Raw genomic sequence first — 17430 nt, 5'->3', positions numbered from 1 at the left:
AACATCTGTGAAAGTCTTCCGTCTTATTATATTAATCCTGCATGTAGGCATTTTGTTCCTGCTGCTTTGTACCTTTCTGAATGCCTATGTTCCGCCTAAAATATTTCCGTGGTTCAATCTGCTTTCTTTAGGTTTTCCGATCCTTATTGTCATATATGCAGTATTTACGCTTTTCTGGCTTTTCAGCTGGAAAAAGAGAAGTTTTGTATTTATGCTGGCCGGGCTTATCTTTTTTAGCCCTATACAAAGATGGGTGAATTTTTCTTCTGATAAAAAAGAGATAGCAAATCTGAAGGTCATTACCTTTAATGTGAAAGCTGGCTTAATGGGAGCCTCTGAAATTGAAAAGTACCTGGACAATGCCAATGCAGATGTCGTTATGCTGCAGGAGGCCGGTAAAAAAGTTTCTGTTAAAGATAAGGAAGTGATTAATAAGAATGGGATTCTTAAAATCTTTTCAAAACATAAAATAATAGACTCCAGAGAACTCATCAAGAGTGATTATGAAAGTAATAATGCCTATGCTTCCCAGGCAGATATTGAAATCAGAGGTAAAATATACCGTTTTATCAATATCTATCTGGAACCCTTTAAATTTGAAAAAGGGATGATCAAAATGGATGGGGTAAAAGAAGAAGATGAAAGGAAGCTGAAAAATATTGTTAAAAGGCTTATTCCTGTTTTTAAAAAACATCAGGATCAGGTGGATGAAATTAAAGAAGCGATTAGAAGTTCGCCTTATCCCGTTATGGTTATGGGAGATCTTAATTCCGTTCCCAATTCTTATGAATATTATCATTTATCTGATGGATTGCAGGATGCTTTTGTAGAGGCAGGAAAAGGGAGTGCCACAAGCTTTCATGATTATAAATTTCCGATAAGAATAGATTATATTTTTACCTCGAAAAGTATACAGCCCATTACCTATAAAGTGGACCGGACTATAAAGCTTTCAGATCACTATCCGGTAGTAGCCACATTTTCAATAAGCCACTAATAATCATAAAATTAGTTAAAGTAACAGGCTTGGTAAGGTTTTTGATGAAAAAAATATACCCTAGACCGTTACTTCATGAAGCTGAGTCAATTACTGCTGTTTATACATATTGCTGTTGCCGTGCTGCTCCTGTGCACATTAGGTAACGCGTGGATTCCGCCTAATTTTTTAGGCAGTCTTAACCTGCTTTCCCTAGGGTTTCCCTATCTGATTTTAATCTATGTTTTACTGACGCTTGTCTGGATTTTTAAAAGAAAGAAAATCGCTATTGCTTTTGCTTTAGGTGCTCTTCTTTTTTATAACCCGGTAAGAAGGTGGGTAAACTTCTCACCAAAAACGGAGAATTTAAAGTCGATCAGAGATATTAAAGTTCTTACATTTAATGTAAAATACGGAGATTTCGGCTGGGACAAAGTAAAAAAGTACATTACAGATCAGAATGCAGATATTATTCTTGTTCAGGAAAAAGATACCAACAGAGCAATAAAACGGGATATGATAAAATATCCGTCGGTTATTCTGAAAACAAAACATAAAATCTTAAGACAGGAACAGCTGATTGAGGATAAGGCAAGAGGAAACTCTTTCTATGCAGATGTAGACATCAACGGAAAGATCATAAGGGTGGTTACTGTTTATCTGGAACCTTTCAGGCTTCACAAATCAATGCTTAAATTTGATGGTCTTGCAAACATAGGAGGGAAAATTACCAATCTTCTTTCTCATATGACTCCGACCTTTAAGGCTCATGAAGATCAGATCAGAAAAATCAGAAAAGTAATTGATTTCTCACCTTATCCGGTTATCCTGGCAGGTGATTTTAATTCGGTGCCTAATTCCTATGAATATTATAACCTGGGAAAAGACCTTCAGGATGCCTTTGTTACGGTAGGAAATGGTGCTTCTACCAGCTTTCACGATTATAAAGTTCCGCTTAGGATCGACTATATATTCACATCAAAATCCATTATTCCTTTAAGCTATAAAGTGGATCATGCTGTAAAATTATCGGATCACTATCCTGTAATTGCAGAATTTCTGCTAAATTAGTTCCATGAAAAATTTACTGTCTGCAGTTTTTATGGTATCATTGTTTTTAATGGCCTGCTCAAAGAAAGAAACTCCGGGTTTCGCCGCCGATCAGGACGTAAAAATTCATTATGATACGGCAGCGGTGGATTCATTTTCGGCAGGAGCAACATCAATAGATATTGTCCGCCAGATCCGGATGTCTTCACAGAAATACCAGGACTCTATAAAACAGGCAGAAAAACTTCAGAAAGAAGAACAGAAGCTGAAAGAAGAGCTTGATAAAGAAAATAAAAAAAAGCAGGAAGAGGATAAGAAAAAGACTGAAGCAGAGAAGAAAAAGAAAACGGCTGACAGCCCGCCCGCCAACGGAACAAAAACAGAATAAATACATTTAAAAAAATATACAATATGAAAAAACAAATTTTAGCAGCAGCTGCAGTGGCAGTACTTGCTGTATCATGCACAAAATCAACAACTAAAACAGAACAGGTTGAAAGCGCAGACGGATCGGTAACAACGACAACGACTACAGTTTCAGAAACGCCTACTGCTGTTATAGATACCGCTAAAATAGACAAGGCTAAAGAAAATGTAAAAACTAAAGTGGATGCAGCCGGAAATAAAATAGACGATGCTGCCCAAAAAGCTAAGGAAGACCTTAATAAGGCCGGAAAAGATATCAAAGCCGGAGCTAAGGAAGTTGGCCAGGATGTAAAAGATGCTGCGGCAAAAGGAGCTGCCAAAGTAGAAGAGGGAGCGAAACAGCTGAAGGAAGATCTGAAGAAATAGTGAAATACTAAATAAAGAAAACGCAGTCAAAAATTTGACTGCGTTTTTTGTTACATATCTTTTGAGGAATGTTATTACTTGTTAAGCTCCAGCAAAGGATCTATATACTCCCTGTCGTTGCTTAGCCTCGGAACTTTATTCTGGCCGCCAAGTTTTCCCTTGGATTCCAGCCAGTGGTAAAAAAGATTAGGTTTTGCACTGTGGACAATTGGCCTTTTCAGAGTCAGGTTATTGTATCTTTTGGCCTCATAATCTGAATTGATCGTTTTTAAATGATGATCAAAAGCATCGGTAAAACGCTCCAGATCATCCGGATGCTGGCTGAACTCGAAAATCCATTCATGGGCACCACTTTCATTTTCTTTCATAAAAACAGGAGCCCCCGTAAAATCGGTTATGCTTGCCCCGGTAACTTCACAGGCTTTGGTAAGGGCAGACTCTACATTGGTAATCATCAGTTCTTCTCCGAACGCGTTGATATAATGTTTGGTTCTTCCCGTAATTTTTATTCTGAAAGGATTGGTCGAAGTAAACACAACGGTATCGCCAATCAGGTATCTCCACAGTCCTCCGTTGGTAGTGATCACCATGGCATAGTTTTTCCCGACTTCAACATCTTCCAGGCTTACAACTTTCGGATTGGAAAAATGAAACTGGTCCATCGGAATGAACTCGTAAAAAATACCATAATCCAGCATCAGCAACATTTCATCACTGTTTGATCTGTCCTGTATCCCGAAGAAGCCTTCAGAAGCATTGTAAATTTCGTAGTAATTGATCTTTTTTCCGATGATCTGCCTGTACTGGTCCTTGTATGGCTTAAAACTGATTCCGCCGTGAAAAAAGACCTCTAAATTAGGCCACAGCTCAGAAATACTTCCGCTGTCCGTCTCTTTTAAAACTCTTTGGAGCAGAACCATCATCCAACTGGGTACCCCAAGGATACTTCCCACATCTTCATTTTTTACTTCTGAGGTGATCGCTTTAAGTTTGCTTTCCCATTCAGACATCAGGGAAACCTTTTTACTTGGCGTTGTAGTAATCTCCACCCAAAAAGGAAGATTGTCAATTAAAATAGCTGAAAGATCCCCGAATTTGGTGTTGAAATCTGCATGAAGCTCAGAGCTTCCTCCCAAACGCAGGTTTTTATTAGTGAATAGCTGGTTTTCAGGATGGTTGTTGGCGTAGATGGAAACCATGTCCTTTCCTGCCTTCATATGACAGTATTCAAGGCTTTCTGCAGAAATAGGAATAAATTTGCTCTTTGCATTTGTGGTTCCCGATGATTTTGCAAAATGTTTGATGTAGCCCGGCCAGCTTATATCTTTTTGCCCCTGCCTTGCTTTCTCAATATAAGGTTCAAAATCTTCATAAGTAACGATCGGAACCTTGTTTTTGAAGTCCTGGTAGCTCGAAATCGAATTAAAGCCGTAGGTTTTGCCATATTCAGTGTCTTCTGCATGAAACAGCTGGGAAAAGAGTATACCTTTCTGAGTTTCAATGGGATGATCCATGAAATTCTGAATCTGATCTATCCTTTGGCGGATAAACCAGTTGACCACAGTATTGAAAAGTGCCTTTGTTGCCATTCCAACAAATATAATAATATTTGGATTTTTAGAGAATTTTTATGGTGTTAAATAAAAAAACCGCTACAAATTATGTAACGGCTCTGTATTTAGATTTATTATTTCTTAGCAATACTCATCAAAAGCTGCCTGAAGATTAGCTGCAATAGCGCCTGCAGGATTACCTTCAATGTGATGTCTTTCCAGCATGTGAACTAATTCACCATCCTTGAAAAGAGCTACACATGGTGAGCTTGGAGGGAATGGTGCAAGATGTTTTCTTGCTTCTGCTACAGCTTCCGTATCAAATCCTGCAAAAACAGTTGTTAAATGATCGGGCTTTTTGTCACCTGTCAAAGAATAGACAACTCCGGGTCTTGCTGCACCTGCTGCACATCCGCATACTGAATTAATAACCAATAGAGTAGTTCCCGGCTGCTTTAAAGCCTCTTCTACCTGTGCTGGAGATGTTAAATCTTCGAAACCTTTATCTGTAAGTTCTGCCTTCATAGGCATTACTAAATCTGTTGGATACATATATTTTGTTTTTATCGATACAAAGTTAAACAATTCTTTGCGTTTGTTCAATATATAAAAACTATCAAAGCTTTAGTCATAAAAAATTAATACAATATTAATATTTCAATAATATTCCAAAAAACATGAAATAAAGTTATGAATAATGATAATTAAGTATTAAATTTGAAATGATTCTGAAAACGACTGACCATGAAAAAAACATTTATGCTTTCCCTCGAGCATTCAAATTATTTAACATGATGTAATTTACAGCAGTTAAGTAAAGCTTATTCAGTTTTGAATGATGACAGACTGAATTAAATTTGAATATCAAAAAAATGAATCCCGGAACGCCAGCGCTCCGGGATTCTTTAATCAAATCGATATGCAAAGGTTGGATATCCTGTTTTGGGGATCGTGTTTCATGTTTGAGATGATATATACCCGAACCTCGTTTCACGTACCCTGTTTACGAAAGCAGCTTCTTAGCCATTTCGGAAATGCTTTTTCCGTCAGACTTACCTGCCAACGCTTTTGAAGCGGCTCCCATCACCTTCCCTAAGTCTTTGGCAGACTCGGCTCCGGTTTGGGCAATAATATTCTTAATTTCTGCTTCAAGCTCTTCCGGACTAAGCTGTTCAGGAAGAAACTTCTCAATCACTTTCATCTGTGCTTCTTCCACTTCCGCAAGGTCATTTCTTCCCTGTGCTGCGAACTGTTCGAAAGAATCTTTACGCTGCTTGATCATTCTCTGAAGGATCGCAATTTCCTGTTCTGCAGAAACTTCAGCACCTCTTGCTTCCGTCTGTAGAAGTAAAATCTGAGCTTTTACAGCTCTCAGAGAGTCCAGAGCAACCCTGTCTTTTTCTCTCATCGCTGTTTTAATCGCTTCACTTATAGTATTTTCTAAACTCATGGTTTTAAATTTAACAATGTATCAATGTAACAGTTTACCAATGAGATGCTTCACAAACTCAGCATGACGGTTGTATTGTTACATTGGTACATTTTACATTGTTATATTAATTTAATCAACATCTTTATTTAAAAATCTGTTTTCTCTCACCTGCATGGATCCGTTGTTATCGGACAGATACGTGTTGATATTCTGGTCAGATGCATTGGTTCCGTCAATGGCAATATTTTTTCTTTTGAAAGCAGGAACAGATTCGAATTCGCTTGTGCTGTCAAAGCTTTGATAGCGTGAATTGAATTCTTTTAATTTATTTCTTCTCTCCGAAATTCTTTCCTGATCAACAGCTTTATTTACAAACGTGAATTCTGACTCAGTGGGTTTTGGCGTTTCAATTTCTGTTTTTTCCTCAAAAGCTGGTTTTGTTTCAGCTTTCGGCTCTTCCTGTCTTGTGTGGAAGATAGCTTCAACTGCCTGAACCGGAATTTCTGTTACTGTACTGGCTGGAGCTGTAAACTCTGCTTTTGGCTGTCCGAAATCTGTTTTAGGCTCATTAGACGAAGGCTGATTATTGACAAAGAAACTGAACTCAACAGGCTTTTCATCTGAGAAAGCACGGGTTGCCGGTGTAGACGGAGCTTCATCTTTTCTGGCATCAAAATCAAATTTAAAAGATTCAATTTCCAGATCATTGGGATCTTCTCCTTCTTCGTCATCATGAGAGAATAGGCTGTAGGATTGTTCCTCTGCTTCTTGTTCATTTCTCCAGCTATTCTGTGTATCTTCCTCTTTATCAAAGAATTTTATTTCGGTTTTAATTTCTTCTTCTTTAATAATCATTTTTTTTTCAGAAGAAGTCATACCGAATTGTGGAGCATCACTGTCTTCATCATCCAGCCTGAACGTGTGTTTTCCTCCGAAATCGCGAGTTGTTTCAGAAGTAGCATCTCTTTCTTCCCTTGTTTTAAAAGGAGAGGCTTTCGGAGTCTCTAAACTGTCGTTAAGGCTAATTCTGATTTTTTCAGTAGGCCCGGCGAATCTTTTGCTGTCATTTGAAAAACCTGTGGCGATAACAAGAACGCTTACAGAATCTCCTAATTCCTCATCTGCACCCACCCCGAAGATAATATCAGCGGTATTTCCAGCTTCTTTCTGGATATGGTCCATAATTACCCCGATCTCATCCATGGTTACTTCTTCTGCACCACTTCTGATCAGTAGAAGAACGTTTTTAGCCCCTGTGATCTTGTTGTCATTCAACAACGGAGAATCCAGTGCTTTTTTAACCGCTTCTTCTGCTTTGTTTTCTCCTGAAGCAATTCCTGTAGACATCAAAGCCGTACCGGAGTTCTGAAGGACAGATTTAGCATCTCTAAAGTCAATGTTTACATCAAAGTAACCGGTAATAACTTCTGCCATTCCTTTTGCGGCATTGGTTAAAACTTCATCGGCTTTTGAGAATCCCTGCTTGAAGCCAAGGTTTCCGAATTGCTGTCTTAGTTTATCATTATTGATCACAATCAGTGAGTCAACATTATTTCTTAATTTTTCCAGACCTATTTCGGCCTGTTCAAGTCTTCTTTTGCCTTCAAAGCTGAAAGGAACAGTAACGATACCTACCGTTAGAATTCCCATATCTTTGGCTACTTTGGCAATAACCGGAGCGGCTCCGGTACCTGTACCGCCACCCATTCCGGCTGTAATGAACACCATTTTGGTATTCTGTCCCATGGATGCTTTGATCTCTTCAATGCTTTCAATAGCGGATTTTTCCCCAACTTCAGGATCTGCTCCGGCACCAAGACCTTCGGTGATGGTAGTCCCCAGCTGTACTTTGTTGGCAACAGGGTTATTGTCTAAAGTCTGGGCATCGGTATTACAGACCACGAAATCTACTCCGTAAATACCTTTCTCGTACATGTGCTTCAGGGCGTTGTTTCCGCCGCCTCCTACACCGATTACTTTTATAATGGATGAATTTCCTTTTGGCAAATCAAATGAAAATCCTTGTGTACCTATATTTTCCATAACTATGCTTTTTATAATTGATGATTGACGAATGATAACTGATGAGTGATAAATGGCGCCGGCAATAAATTGTGCATTTTATTTATCAATTATCAATGATCTTCTATCATTTATATTTTACTCTACTTCTTCAAAGAATTTTTTAACTTTTTCCATAAGCGACTGCCCGAAAGTCAGTTTCGCTCTTCTGTTTTCCTGCTGCTCACTAACAACGGACTGTTCCTGAGCTATTGCTGTCGGCTGAGCCTGCTGCACTGTCTCTGTTTGTGAAGGAACAGTTTCAGCTTTGGCCAATTCCTCTTCAACAAGCTCTTCTGTTTCTGATCCCTGTTTTTTGTCGCGGATCTTTAAGCTTTCCATCAGCAAGCCGATTGATGTAGCAAATTCCGGGCCTTTCAGGTACTGGTTTTTATCGTTGGCAATATATTCGTTGGCAAAACCGATTCTGCTGTCAAAACCTGTTGTATAATTGGCAAGCTGACGAAGATGCTTTAAGTTGGATCCACCTCCTGTAAGGACAATCCCTGCAATCAGCTTTTTCTTTTGTTCAAATGCCCCGTAAGCTTTTAATTCTGTATTCACCATTTCCAGGATCTCTTCTACTCTGGCATTGATGATCTGTGCCAGGGTTTTAAGAGAGATTTCCTTATCCGGTCTTCCGTGAAGCCCGGGAATAGTGACAAATGTACTGTCTTTTTCTAATTCCGGAACAGCAGAACCGAATTTTACTTTCAATTGTTCTGCATGTTTTTCTATAATAGAGCAGCCTTCTTTGATATCTTCCGTAATAATTCCGCCTCCGTAAGGAATTACGCAGGTATGACGGATGATATTGTCTTTGAAGATGGCAATATCTGTGGTACCACCTCCGATGTCTACAATGGCAACACCGGCTTCTTTTTCTTCTTTGGTTAAAACGGCTTCTGAAGACGCTAAAGGTTCCAGGGTAAGGGCTTCCATTTCCAGGCCGGCCTCTCTTACACATCTTGCGATGTTTCTGATGCTGCCCATTTGTCCTACCACTACATGGAAATTAGCTTCTAAACGTTTTCCGTGCATTCCTACCGGCTCCTGAATTTCGCCTTCGGAATCCACTTTATATTCCTGTGGAAGAACATGGATAATTTCTTCTCCGGGAAGCATCACAAGCTTTTTTACCTGGTCTTTCAGTGCTTCGATGTCGTCATCTGTAATAAATTTATCCGGATGCTCGCGCATGATATAGTCGGAATGCTGCAGAGAACGGATGTGTTTTCCTGCAATACCTACTGTCACTTTACGGATGGGAACTCCTGCGCTGGACTGTGCTTCAGAAACGGCGGCCTTGATTGAATTAATGGTCTGTGAGATATTATTCACAATTCCTTTATGAACTCCAAGACTTTTGGCCTTTCCAACCCCGAGAACTTCTATCTTCCCGTGCGCATTCCTCCTTCCGACAATCGCGACAATCTTCGTTGTCCCGATGTCCAGACCTACTGAATACTCTTGATTTTCCATTTTATGTCGATTTGATTTTTTTTCTACTTTTCCTTGTTTTCAATCCGGGGTTTATTCCGGTTTTATGCTAATTGTCCATCAGGACTTTTTTATTCTATTTTTACTTTTGCCTTAGGCTTTGTAGCCGCTGGCTTTTTCTCTGTTTTTTTAGTTTCCTTTGGTTTGACTGTAGTCTTTGGCTTTGCTTTTTCTTTCGGTTTAGCTGAAGACGTTTTTGTTTTCTTTGTTTCTGCAGATTTAGGAAGAATATCAGGCTTTTTAACCGCTGCCAGAGCCGGGGCCTTCGCCAGTTCCATATTCCCTGCTTTCAGAATACTGTCGTTTTCTTTAAAATAAGGATTTAAAGTGGTTACAATCTGGTTCTGATATTTTACAGAGACCATGCTGTACTTTTGAGGATCCTGAAATACAAGATATTTTTCTACAAATGTTTTCAGACCTTTTACTTTAAATTCAATATTGTCCAGATCTCCTATTTCCACTTTATAATTTCCGTCACTGGTCAGGAGGTTATAATCGTCTTTGCTTTTTGAAATTCCGATAAAGAATTTTTTGCTGAAATCGTCTTTATCAATTTTCTCAACCAGCTCGGCCAGTTTCTGATATTCATCCGGTTTCACATTTCCGGTTACCAGCATGCATGGATGCGAGTAGGTTTTGGAAATAGGGAATTCTGTTCCTTTTTCATCTACATAGAAGTCTTTTCCGTCTTTATTCAGCCTGAAAACAGGAACTCTCTGCTTGATATCGAGGTATAATTTTCCGTTCAGGTTTAAATAGACATTGGCACTGTCTACGGCAGGAAGTGAATTGATCTTCTTTTCAAGTGTCGGAATATTCAGATCTCCCACTTTTCCGGAAGGGTTTTCTTTTTTTACAATTTCCCGGATATCTTTTTCATCAATGAAGTATACGGGTGTTTTTTCATTCATTTTTACAGAAATCTTATTGTCCGTAATCTTCTGGCCGCTGAATCTCTTTAATGAGAAACTCAGCAGTAATCCGAGGATGATCACTGTGACAGCAATTTTTAATATTCTGTATTTATTTTTCATATATTTTGTACAATGTAAAAAGTACAGTGTACTATTGTATTCTAATTAGTTACCTTATTAATGATCTCTGTACTTTTTACATTGTACTTTGTACAGAAGAATTTATCCATTCACAAATAGGATCATACAGGGTATCAATATTTCCTGCGCCTACGGTGAGAAGGATATCAAAATCTTTTTCTTTTATTTTTTCAAAAGCACCGGACAAGTCCGATTTCTCTTTTTTATCTAAATTTACTTTTTCCAACAGCCAGTCAGAGGTTATTCCTTCAAAATTCTCCTGAAGCTCTCTTGCGGGATAAATATCGAGAAGGATTAGTTCGTCTGCTTTCCCTAAGCTTTCTGCAAATCCGTCAGCGAAATCTCTTGTTCTGCTGAAAAGATGAGGTTGAAAGACCACCAACAGCTTTTTATCCGGGTAAAAGGTTTTGATTGAACTCACTACCGCATTGATTTCTGTTGGGTGATGTGCATAATCATCGATATAAATCTTACCGTTAAGATAAATATGCTTGGTATATCTTCTTTTAATTCCTTTAAAATTGGCAATAGCTCTTTTCAGCGTGTCAAAATCTACGCCTAAATTGTGAAGGATTGCCAATGCTGCTGTAGCATTTTCCACATTATGGATTCCAGGGATTTCCCATACGAAATCTTTAATGGTTTCAGAAGGGGTATGGAAATCAAAATAGATCTTATCATGCTCCATGCGGAGATTATCGGAATAATAATCTGCCACCTCATTGACAGCATAGGTTTTATGGTCTCTGCCAATATCCAGCCCTTTTCTTACAAAAAGCTGTTTGTCATTCGGAACTAATGCAGCAAACTGTTTAAACCCTTCTTCGATATGGCTTTTATCACCATAAATATCCAGATGGTCTGCATCGGTAGAGGTTACTACTGCCCAGTCCGGGGAAAGGTTTAGAAAGCTTCTGTCATATTCATCTGCTTCTACTACAGAATACTGTGTGCCATTATACAGAAAGTTTGATCTGAAATTCTCAGAAATACCACCTAAAAAGCATGAAAACGGAAGATCGGCTTCTTTACACAGGTGAGAAACCAATGTAGAAGTAGTTGTTTTTCCGTGGGTTCCTGCTACAGCAATACAATCTGTATTTTCTGTGATCAGGCCTAAAACCTTGGCCCGTTTTAAAACTTCAAACTGATTTTGGTTGAAATAATCTAATATCCCCAATGTTTTAATGGCGGGAGTATAGATTACCAGAGTGTTTTCTTTTTGAAGTGTGGTTATTTTTTCGTCAATAGTATCTTCAAAAACAATATCAATTCCTTCTTTCATCAACAGGTCAGTAAGCTTGGTATTCGTTTTGTCGTAACCCAGCACTTTTTTACCGGAAGCATTGAAATAGCGTGCCAAAGCACTCATTCCTATACCTCCGATTCCTACGAAGTAATAATTTTGATATGTTTCTAATATGTTCATTCTTTTTGTATTAATGTATTTTGTAAAATGTATTCATGTAAGTTTCGTCGTTAATACATTTTACTTTTTACAGTTTTAAATATCTCATCTACAATCTCTTTTGCGGCATTGGGCTTGGCAAAATATTCCAGATTGTGAGACATTTCATTTCTTATACTTTCACTGCTGCAGATCTCTTCCAGTGTATTCCAGAATTTGTCCTGCATTTCAGAGTCTTTTACCATTCTTGCTGCATTTTTTTCAACCAGATTCATGGCATTTTTGGTTTGGTGGTCTTCTGCCGCGAACGGGAAAGGTACCAGAAGAACCGGTTTTTTTGCTACCGCCAGCTCTGAAATGGCAATGGCTCCGGCCCTTGAAACAATAATGTCAGCTGCAGAGTAGGCCAGCTCCATATCTTTGATGAATTCAAGGATCTGGATGTTTCTGCTGTCGATGCCTTTTGTTTCTTCTACAATATCTTTATAATCAAGCTTTCCTGTCTGCCAGATGAGCTGATAATCTTTTTTGATTACTTCATTTAAATGAGATCTCCACGCATTGTTCAGTGTTCTGGATCCTAAAGAACCACCTACTGAAAGGATGGTAAGCTTATCTTTGCTCAGTCCCATTTTTTCTTTTGCCAAATTGGTCTCTGCCATTCCTGTAATGATATTCTCACGAATAGGGTTGCCCAGGAATTTTATTTTTTCAGAAGGAAAGCCTTCCACTTTTGGATAAGCTGTGAAAACTGCTTTAGCTTTTTTACTTAAGATTTTATTGGTTACCCCTGCATGGGCGTTCTGCTCCTGAATAAAGATTGGAATTCCCAGTTTACTGGCCTCATATAAAGCCGGTCCGCTTGCAAAACCTCCAGTTCCGACCGCAAAATCGGGAGCGAAGTTCTTAATGATTTTCTTCGATTTAGATAGGCTTTTCAAAATTTTGAAAGGCAGTCCTAAATTTGATAAAATATTTCCTCTGTCTATTCCGGCGATATCAATGCCTTCGATTTTATAGCCTGCCTGCGGAACTTTTTCCATTTCCATTTTTCCGTTAGCTCCGATGAACAAAAATTCCGTATCAGGAAATCTTCTTCTGATTTCATCTGCAATAGCGATAGCCGGGAAGATGTGTCCTCCTGTTCCGCCTCCGGATAATACTACTTTTAGTTTTTCGTTCATTTTTATTGTCTTATTGGTACCGTTTGTTTTGAGTTAAGCGATATCATTAATTTCTGCTACACTTTGTTTTTTGCCCATTCCTTCTTCATCGTATATCTGGATTCTTGAGCTTATATTTAAAATAATTCCAAGCTGGAGATAGGTGACCAACATGGAGGTTCCTCCATAACTTATTAATGGTAATGGCTGCCCTGTTACCGGGATCAGATTAACGGCTACTGCAATATTAACAGAAAGCTGTATGAAGATCATCACTCCGAGACTGAGCACGAGGAGCGAGCCAAAAAAGGCGGGCATCTTGCTGGCAATCATCACAATTCTGATCATCATAATAAGATAGAGACAGATCAGGAAAGCGGCACCAATAAGCCCATATTCCTCTACAATCACGGCAAAAATAAAGTCGGAGGCGGACTGTGGAAGCATCTGCTTCAATGCACTTTTCCCGGGTCCCATTCCGGTAATTCCACCATGGACAATAGCGGCTTTGGCCTGCATGACCTGGTAGTTTTTGGCTTTTACGCTTTCATCATCTACATCAGCTGTTTTTGCTTTGCTGGAGGTAAATGTTTCGATACGGCTCATCCAGGTATGCACACGGTTACCGCCGATGAGGTTGGTATTTAATGCAATAATCAGGAAGAGAACAATGGCTACAAATGAGGAAGATATGAAGCCTGCAATGTATTTCCAGTGAAGCTGTCCTATAATCAGAACAATAACAGAAACCAGCAGGATCATCAATGCTGTGGAACCGTTGTCTTTTGCCACTAAAACAAATACCAACAGGATAGGTCCGAATATGTACATAATGTTCTCAATCGGAAGTCTTTCCCTGGTTATTTTCTTGGTCAGATACCTGCAGAGATAAATGACGAGCATTAAAAAGGCAAATGACGACGGCTGGAATGAGATCGGTGTGCCGGGAATTTTGAGCCATCTTGAAGCACTGGCCCCATCAATGGTTTGTCCTGTAAACATGGTGACAACGAGAAGCACAATCATTAAGCCGAGCAGGATACTGCTGAGCTTACCGATGTACTCATATTTTACCATTCCAACGACTCTCATGATCACCAGACCCAGAACTACAAAGAACATATGCTTGATAACGTGGCCTGTAGTGGTCCCGTTATTAACGATATATTCCAGATTTGAACTTGCAGAATATACCGGGAAAATAGAGAAAATGGAGATCACAAGGATGACCATCCAAAGTACTTTATCGCCCTTTAGCAGTTCTATTCTGTTTTCTGTGTTCTGTTCGTCCATATTTTTTGTATTCATGTAAAATGTATGCTGTACAATGTACTTTTACATCCGTCATTTTACTTTTACTTTAATACCTGCTCTTTAAACTGTTTTCCTCTGTCTTCATAGCTTTTGAAGAGGTCAAAACTTGCGCAGCATGGGGAAAGCAGAACAGTATCTCCGCTTTTTGCCAGTGATTTTGATATTTTCACGGCTTCTTCCATGCTTGAAGTATCATAGATAAATTCTTTTTTGTCTTTAAAGAAGTTTATGATCTTCGTATTGTCTATTCCCAAGCAGACAATTGCTTTTACTTTTCTTTTAACGAGATCCTCAATTTCCGAGTAATCGTTTCCTTTATCTAAACCTCCTACAATCCAAACCGTTGGAGTTTTCATGCTTTCTAAAGCATAGTAGGTAGCGTTTACATTTGTTGCCTTACTGTCGTTGATGTATTTTACACCATTGGTTTCTGTTACGAATTCAAGTCTGTGCTCTACTGCCTGGAAGGTCATCAATGAATTTCTAATGCTTTCATTGTTGATTTCCAGTATTTTACCGGCTATTGAGGCAGCCAGGCTATTGGCAACATTGTGATTTCCAAGAAGGGAAAGCTTATCAAGCTTCATTGAGAACTCATCCTTCATTTTTATCACGATCTGATCGTCATCAACGAAACCTCCTTCAGACAATTTTTCTTTTGTGGAGAAGGGAATCATTTTCGCTTTTATTTCCAGCTTTTCAAGGATGTTTTTGCTCATCTCGTCATCTTTGTTGTAGATGAAGAAATTATCATTTTCCTGGTTCTCAGCAATTCTGAATTTAGCTAAAGCATATTCTTCATAATTGTAGTTGTACTGATCCAGGTGATCCTGGGACAGGTTCAACAGCAGGGAAATATAAGGTCTGAAGTTCTGAATATCATCCAGTTGGAAAGAACTTACTTCCAGAACATAATATTCATGATTCTCATCGGCCACCTGCTTTGCAAAGCTGTATCCTATGTTTCCTCCCAGCCCTACATTCAGTCCGTCATTTTTCAGGATGTAGTAGATCAGGGAAGTTGTTGTTGTTTTTCCGTTACTTCCTGTAATGGCAATGATTTTGGCATCAGTAAATTCTGAAGCAAATTCAATTTCAGAGGAAAGTCTTATTCCTTTTTCATGAATTTTGTGAACAATATCCGCCTTTTTGGGAATTCCCGGGCTTTTTACGATCCAGTCGGCATTTAAAATTCTATCTTCGTTGTGGTTTCCTTCTTCAAATTCAATTTCATTTTCGGCTAAAAACTGTTTGTAGTTATCCTTAATAGCTCCTTTGTCTGAAAGAAAAACTTCCAGACCTTGTTTTTTCGCTAAATAAGCAGCTCCGCACCCGCTCTCTCCACCTCCTAAAACAACTATTTTCATATTTATTTTTTTGTAAAATGTAAAAAGTATTAATGTAATTTGGTTTTATTTTTAATACTCTTACTTTGATAAATTTATCTCATTTTTAATGTGATCAGACATACAATAGCCAGCATTACACCGATGATGATCATTCTGTTTACGATCTTACTCTCATGGAAACCACCTTTCTGATAATGGTGATGTAATGGTGACATTCTAAAAAATCTGTTATTCTGGGCATATTCCAGCCCGTATTTTCTTTTTCTGTATTTGAAAACAACAACCTGCAGCATGACAGACACGTTTTCAATCAGGAAGATTCCACATAATACCGGAATCAGGAGTTCTTTTCTTAAAATAATGGCTAAAACAGCAATTACCCCTCCAAGCATCAGACTTCCTGTATCGCCCATAAAAACTTGTGCCGGATAGGTGTTGTACCAGAAGAAACCTATTACGGCACCTACCATAGCTACTGCAAAAATGGTGGTTTCACCCATATTCGGAAGGAACATAATATTGAGGTAATCTGCAAAAATAATGTTCCCGGAAAGATAAGCGAACAGCGCGAGGGTGAGCAGTATGATGGCACTGGTTCCTGCTGCAAGCCCATCTATTCCGTCTGTAATATTAGCTCCGTTTGATACGGCAGTTACAATGAAAATAACGATTGGAATAAAGACAATCCATGCCCACTCATGGGCATCTTTATCATTCATCCAGAACAGAATTCCACTGTAATCGAACTCGTTGTTTTTTGCAAACGGAACAGTAGAAACGGTAATTTTTTCTGTAGGCATAAAGTTTTGCTCTACATTGTTTCTGTTCACTACTTTAGCATCTGCATATTTTCTTTTGACGGTAATGTCCGGGTGGAAATACATTGTAATTCCGACAATTAGCCCTAATCCGACCTGGCCTACAATTTTAAATTTTCCGCTCAGACCGTCTTTATTTTTTTTGATCTTTTTTAAATAATCATCTACGAAACCTATAGCTCCCATCCATAACATGGAAACAAGAAGCAAAACAATATACACATTGGTAATCCTCGTAAAAAGCAGCACCGGAATAATGGTTGCAATGATAATAATAAGTCCTCCCATAGTAGGAGTCCCTTCTTTCTGCTTTTGTCCGTCCAATCCAAGGTCACGCACCAATTCACCCATCTGTTTTGATCTCAGATAATTGATAATTCTCTTCCCGTAGACTAAGGCAATAATGAGAGAAAACAGCACGGCAATACCTGCACGGAAAGAAATGTATTTCAGCATTCCCAATCCCGGTATGTGGATTCCCTGACTGGTTAGATATTCGTATAGATAGTATAGCATGTCTTTTCTTTAATTTAAAAATTTAATTTATTTAAAGATTTAAGGAAGAGGTCTCTCCATATTTTCACTTAAATACTTAATAAAGTTTGAAATATTAGAAGAAACTTCCCGTGAAAGATTAATAATTTCTTCTGCTTTATTTTCATCTCCTAATTTTAATCTTTTACTCACAATTATCATACTTCTAACTTCGGCACAACTGCCTTTTGCAATTTTTAAATACTTAATAAATTGTCTGTTATTGTTATATTCTGAGCCTTCTGCAATATTATTGGATATTGAAAATCCGGCTCTTTTTATTTGGTTACTAAATTCAAATTCTCTTTCTAAATTTTCACTTTTGAGAAATAAATAAACTTTTTCAATTAAATCTAAGCTCTTGATGTAAACCGGGAAATTTTCAAAATTTTTAGTCATCATCAAAATTTTTTAATCCTTTA

The 17430-nt window shown here is 38.4% G+C and carries 16 protein-coding genes; 4 read left to right on the top strand and 12 right to left on the bottom strand.

Annotation, left to right across the window (positions count from 1 at the left end; genetic code table 11):
• The first annotated feature begins 7 nt into the window (after positions 1 to 7).
• From ACTJIV_RS00610 to ACTJIV_RS00595, 4 genes are all read left to right on the top strand, one after another.
• Complete coding sequence (locus ACTJIV_RS00610) at positions 8 to 997, top strand: endonuclease/exonuclease/phosphatase family protein (protein ID WP_440624964.1); 990 nt, start codon at positions 8 to 10, stop codon at positions 995 to 997.
• Positions 998 to 1072: 75 nt separating this feature from the next.
• Complete coding sequence (locus tag ACTJIV_RS00605; RefSeq protein WP_440624962.1) at positions 1073 to 2047, top strand: endonuclease/exonuclease/phosphatase family protein; 975 nt, start codon at positions 1073 to 1075, stop codon at positions 2045 to 2047.
• Positions 2048 to 2051: 4 nt separating this feature from the next.
• Entirely contained in the window at positions 2052 to 2414 is a 363-nt protein-coding gene (locus ACTJIV_RS00600) for a hypothetical protein (protein WP_111953837.1), read from the top strand.
• Positions 2415 to 2437: 23 nt separating this feature from the next.
• On the top strand, positions 2438 to 2818 hold the full coding sequence (locus ACTJIV_RS00595) for a hypothetical protein (protein ID WP_111953835.1): 381 nt from the start codon (positions 2438 to 2440) through the stop codon (positions 2816 to 2818).
• Positions 2819 to 2892: 74 nt separating this feature from the next.
• Here the strand turns inward: ACTJIV_RS00595 and ACTJIV_RS00590 are convergent, their stop codons facing one another.
• From ACTJIV_RS00590 to ACTJIV_RS00535, 12 genes are all read right to left on the bottom strand, one after another.
• Positions 2893 to 4407: a GH3 auxin-responsive promoter family protein gene (locus ACTJIV_RS00590; protein ID WP_440624960.1), complete on the bottom strand. Its 1515-nt coding sequence runs from the start codon at positions 4405 to 4407 to the stop codon at positions 2893 to 2895.
• Positions 4408 to 4512: 105 nt separating this feature from the next.
• Positions 4513 to 4923, bottom strand: a complete 411-nt coding sequence (locus tag ACTJIV_RS00585; protein WP_034701172.1) for a BrxA/BrxB family bacilliredoxin — start codon at positions 4921 to 4923, stop codon at positions 4513 to 4515.
• Between the two features lie 451 nt (positions 4924 to 5374).
• A complete protein-coding gene (locus ACTJIV_RS00580; RefSeq protein WP_223557844.1) occupies positions 5375 to 5821 on the bottom strand; it encodes a GatB/YqeY domain-containing protein in 447 nt (148 codons plus the stop codon).
• Positions 5822 to 5932: 111 nt separating this feature from the next.
• A complete protein-coding gene (gene ftsZ, locus ACTJIV_RS00575; protein ID WP_111953829.1) occupies positions 5933 to 7846 on the bottom strand; it encodes a cell division protein FtsZ in 1914 nt (637 codons plus the stop codon).
• 117 nt (positions 7847 to 7963) lie between these two features.
• The gene (gene ftsA, locus ACTJIV_RS00570) at positions 7964 to 9346 is read right to left on the bottom strand and encodes a cell division protein FtsA (RefSeq protein ID WP_111953827.1); all 1383 of its coding nucleotides are present in this window, start codon (positions 9344 to 9346) and stop codon (positions 7964 to 7966) included.
• 89 nt (positions 9347 to 9435) lie between these two features.
• Entirely contained in the window at positions 9436 to 10401 is a 966-nt protein-coding gene (locus ACTJIV_RS00565) for a cell division protein FtsQ/DivIB (protein ID WP_223557841.1), read from the bottom strand.
• Between the two features lie 76 nt (positions 10402 to 10477).
• A complete protein-coding gene (gene murC, locus ACTJIV_RS00560) occupies positions 10478 to 11851 on the bottom strand; it encodes a UDP-N-acetylmuramate--L-alanine ligase (protein ID WP_440624956.1) in 1374 nt (457 codons plus the stop codon).
• A gap of 50 nt (positions 11852 to 11901) precedes the next feature.
• Complete coding sequence (gene murG / locus ACTJIV_RS00555; RefSeq protein WP_440624954.1) at positions 11902 to 13014, bottom strand: undecaprenyldiphospho-muramoylpentapeptide beta-N-acetylglucosaminyltransferase; 1113 nt, start codon at positions 13012 to 13014, stop codon at positions 11902 to 11904.
• A 33-nt stretch (positions 13015 to 13047) separates the two neighbouring features.
• Positions 13048 to 14286, bottom strand: coding sequence for an FtsW/RodA/SpoVE family cell cycle protein (locus ACTJIV_RS00550; protein WP_111954388.1), 1239 nt, complete (start codon positions 14284 to 14286; stop codon positions 13048 to 13050).
• A gap of 62 nt (positions 14287 to 14348) precedes the next feature.
• Positions 14349 to 15674, bottom strand: coding sequence for a UDP-N-acetylmuramoyl-L-alanine--D-glutamate ligase (gene murD / locus ACTJIV_RS00545; RefSeq protein WP_111953819.1), 1326 nt, complete (start codon positions 15672 to 15674; stop codon positions 14349 to 14351).
• A gap of 74 nt (positions 15675 to 15748) precedes the next feature.
• Complete coding sequence (gene mraY, locus ACTJIV_RS00540) at positions 15749 to 16990, bottom strand: phospho-N-acetylmuramoyl-pentapeptide-transferase (RefSeq protein ID WP_111953817.1); 1242 nt, start codon at positions 16988 to 16990, stop codon at positions 15749 to 15751.
• Positions 16991 to 17029: 39 nt separating this feature from the next.
• The gene (locus tag ACTJIV_RS00535) at positions 17030 to 17410 is read right to left on the bottom strand and encodes a four helix bundle protein (RefSeq protein ID WP_228452614.1); all 381 of its coding nucleotides are present in this window, start codon (positions 17408 to 17410) and stop codon (positions 17030 to 17032) included.
• Between the last annotated feature and the right edge of the window lie 20 nt (positions 17411 to 17430).

The organism is Chryseobacterium sp. 22532 (genome assembly GCF_052044665.1).
GTDB lineage: Bacteria > Bacteroidota > Bacteroidia > Flavobacteriales > Weeksellaceae > Chryseobacterium > Chryseobacterium lathyri.
The sequence above is the reverse complement of the archived record's forward strand: the minus strand, read 5'-3'. Positions and strand labels throughout refer to the sequence as shown.

Bases quoted from the DNA above. Each gene is read 5' to 3' on its own strand.
- ACTJIV_RS00580 (WP_223557844.1), bottom strand. From the start codon at position 5,821: ATGAGTTTAGAAAATACTATAAGTGAAGCGATTAAAACAGCGATGAGA.
- ftsA (WP_111953827.1), bottom strand. From the start codon at position 9,346: ATGGAAAATCAAGAGTATTCAGTAGGTCTGGACATCGGGACAACGAAG.
- murC (WP_440624956.1), bottom strand. From the start codon at position 11,851: ATGAACATATTAGAAACATATCAAAATTATTACTTCGTAGGAATCGGA.
- ACTJIV_RS00605 (WP_440624962.1), top strand. From the start codon at position 1,073: ATGAAGCTGAGTCAATTACTGCTGTTTATACATATTGCTGTTGCCGTG.
- murD (WP_111953819.1), bottom strand. From the start codon at position 15,674: ATGAAAATAGTTGTTTTAGGAGGTGGAGAGAGCGGGTGCGGAGCTGCT.
- ftsZ (WP_111953829.1), bottom strand. From the start codon at position 7,846: ATGGAAAATATAGGTACACAAGGATTTTCATTTGATTTGCCAAAAGGA.
- ACTJIV_RS00590 (WP_440624960.1), bottom strand. From the start codon at position 4,407: ATGGCAACAAAGGCACTTTTCAATACTGTGGTCAACTGGTTTATCCGC.
- ACTJIV_RS00565 (WP_223557841.1), bottom strand. From the start codon at position 10,401: ATGAAAAATAAATACAGAATATTAAAAATTGCTGTCACAGTGATCATC.
- murG (WP_440624954.1), bottom strand. From the start codon at position 13,014: ATGAACGAAAAACTAAAAGTAGTATTATCCGGAGGCGGAACAGGAGGA.
- ACTJIV_RS00550 (WP_111954388.1), bottom strand. From the start codon at position 14,286: ATGGACGAACAGAACACAGAAAACAGAATAGAACTGCTAAAGGGCGAT.
- mraY (WP_111953817.1), bottom strand. From the start codon at position 16,990: ATGCTATACTATCTATACGAATATCTAACCAGTCAGGGAATCCACATA.
- ACTJIV_RS00595 (WP_111953835.1), top strand. From the start codon at position 2,438: ATGAAAAAACAAATTTTAGCAGCAGCTGCAGTGGCAGTACTTGCTGTA.
- ACTJIV_RS00535 (WP_228452614.1), bottom strand. From the start codon at position 17,410: ATGATGACTAAAAATTTTGAAAATTTCCCGGTTTACATCAAGAGCTTA.
- ACTJIV_RS00600 (WP_111953837.1), top strand. From the start codon at position 2,052: ATGAAAAATTTACTGTCTGCAGTTTTTATGGTATCATTGTTTTTAATG.
- ACTJIV_RS00585 (WP_034701172.1), bottom strand. From the start codon at position 4,923: ATGTATCCAACAGATTTAGTAATGCCTATGAAGGCAGAACTTACAGAT.